Annotated in this window: 2 protein-coding genes; one reads left to right on the plus strand and one right to left on the minus strand. The window is 42.8% G+C overall.

Features of this window, described 5'->3' with window-relative positions; all coding sequences use genetic code 11:
• The first annotated feature begins 198 nt into the window (after positions 1-198).
• Positions 199-2,124 (plus strand): tetracycline resistance ribosomal protection protein Tet(Q), encoded by a 1,926-nt coding sequence (tet(Q), locus tag E5331_RS19990; protein WP_016278665.1) that lies wholly within the window; start codon positions 199-201, stop codon positions 2,122-2,124.
• 8 nt (positions 2,125-2,132) lie between these two features.
• Here the strand turns inward: tet(Q) and E5331_RS20525 are convergent.
• The coding region (locus E5331_RS20525; protein WP_168355326.1) for a hypothetical protein at positions 2,133-2,450 on the minus strand (318 nt) is incomplete at its 5' end.

The following is a 2,450-nucleotide window of genomic DNA, read 5'->3' on the forward strand; positions in this document are numbered from 1 at the left end:
AACCGAAACACTTAAAAAAGTGAGCTGAATACGGAACAACTAACTGAACACCCTACTAATTTTGTGGTCACCATGCGGCAGTAATAATATACATACCAACACGAGTTAGGAATCCTGTAGCTCTCTCATGCTACGAGGAGGTATTAAAAGGTGCGTTCCGACAACGCATCTAATGCAGTATATTATTGCTTAATCCAAATGAATATTATAAATTTAGGAATTCTTGCTCACATTGATGCAGGAAAAACTTCCGTAACCGAGAATCTGCTGTTTGCCAGCGGAGCAACGGAAAAGTGCGGCCGCGTGGATAATGGTGACACCATAACAGACTCTATGGATATAGAGAAACGTAGAGGAATTACTGTCCGGGCTTCTACGACATCTATTATCTGGAATGGAGTGAAATGCAATATCATTGACACTCCGGGACACATGGATTTTATTGCGGAAGTGGAGCGGACATTCAAAATGCTTGATGGGGCAGTCCTCATCTTATCCGCAAAGGAAGGCATACAGGCGCAGACAAAGTTGCTGTTCAATACTTTACATAAGCTGCAAATCCCGACAATTATATTTATCAATAAGATTGACCGTGCCGGTGTGAATTTGGAGCGTTTGTATCTGGATATAAAAGCAAATCTGTCTCAAGATGTCCTGTTTATGCAAACTGTTACCGATGGATCGGTTTATCCGGTTTGCTCCCAAACATATATAAAGGAAGAATACAAAGAATTTGTATGCAACCATGACGACGATATATTAGAACGATATTTGTCGGATAGCGAAATTTCACCGGCTGATTATTGGAATACGATAATCGCTCTTGTGGCAAAAGCCAAAGTCTATCCGGTGCTACATGGATCAGCAATGTTCAATATCGGCATCAATGAGTTGATGGACGCCATCACTTCTTTTATACTTCCTCCGGAATCAGTCTCAAACAGACTTTCAGCTTATCTCTATAAGATAGAGCATGATCCCAAAGGACATAAAAGAAGTTTTCTAAAAATAATTGACGGAAGTCTGAGACTTCGAGACGTCGTAAGAATCAACGATTCGGAAAAATCCATCAAGATTAAAAATCTAAAGACTATTTATCAGGGCAGAGAGATAAATTTTGATGAAGTGGGTGCCAATGATATCGCGATTGTAGAGGATATGGAAGATTTTCGAATCGGAGATTATTTAGGTGTTAAGCCTTGTTTGATTCAAGGATTATCCCATCAGCATCCCGCCCTCAAATCCTCCGTCCGGCCAGACAAGCCCGAAGAGAGAAGCAAGGTTATATCCGCTCTGAATACATTGTGGATTGAAGACCCGTCTTTGTCCTTTTCCATAAACTCATATAGCGATGAATTGGAAATCTCGTTATATGGTTTGACCCAAAAGGAAATCATACAGACATTGCTGGAAGAACGGTTTTCCGTCAAGGTCCATTTTGATGAGATCAAGACTATCTACAAAGAACGACCTGTAAAAAAGGTCAATAAGATTATTCAGATTGAAGTACCACCCAACCCTTACTGGGCCACAATAGGGCTGACTCTCGAACCCTTACCGTTAGGGACAGGGTTGCAAATCGAAAGTGACATCTCCTATGGTTATCTGAACCATTCTTTTCAAAACGCCGTTTTTGAAGGGATTCGTATGTCTTGCCAATCGGGGTTACATGGTTGGGAAGTTACAGATCTGAAAGTAACTTTCACTCAAGCCGAGTATTATAGCCCGGTAAGCACACCTGCTGATTTCAGACAGCTGACCCCCTATGTCTTCAGGCTGGCTTTGCAACAGTCAGGTGTGGACATTCTCGAACCGATGCTCTGTTTTGAGTTGCAGATACCCCAGGAGGCGAGTTCCAAAGCTATTACAGATTTGCAAAAAATGATGTCTGAGATTGAAGACATCAGTTGCAATAATGAGTGGTGTCATATTAAAGGGAAAGTTCCATTAAATACAAGTAAAGACTATGCCTCAGAAGTAAGTTCATACACTAAGGGCTTAGGTGTTTTTATGGTTAAGCCATGCGGGTATCAAATAACAAAAGGCGGTTATTCTGATAATATCCGCATGAACGAAAAAGATAAACTTTTATTCATGTTCCAAAAATCAATGTCATCAAAATAATGGAGCGGTCAGGGAATTAATATAAGACGCTGTGGCGACAGGAGCGTGAGGCAGTGCGCCGGGCGTATTACCTCACACAACCTTATCACCACCGCTTGCGTCCAAATGATGTGATAATTCAGGCGATAAGCCGTGTCAGTGGCCCGCGGATCCACAAACACGGCACATCGCCTTGTGCTGTTTATCGGTTGCCCGACTGATTCCGTGCTGCACACCGATTCAGCTTCGGGCAGTTCTGATTTTGGATATGATGCCCGGCTGAAGCCGGAGGCGGCGACAACGCCAGAGCAAAGCGAGGGCAAGCCTTCGCTCGACTCTCGCGTTGT

Source organism: Lepagella muris, from assembly GCF_004793975.1.
Taxonomy (GTDB): Bacteria; Bacteroidota; Bacteroidia; order Bacteroidales; family Muribaculaceae; genus Lepagella; species Lepagella muris.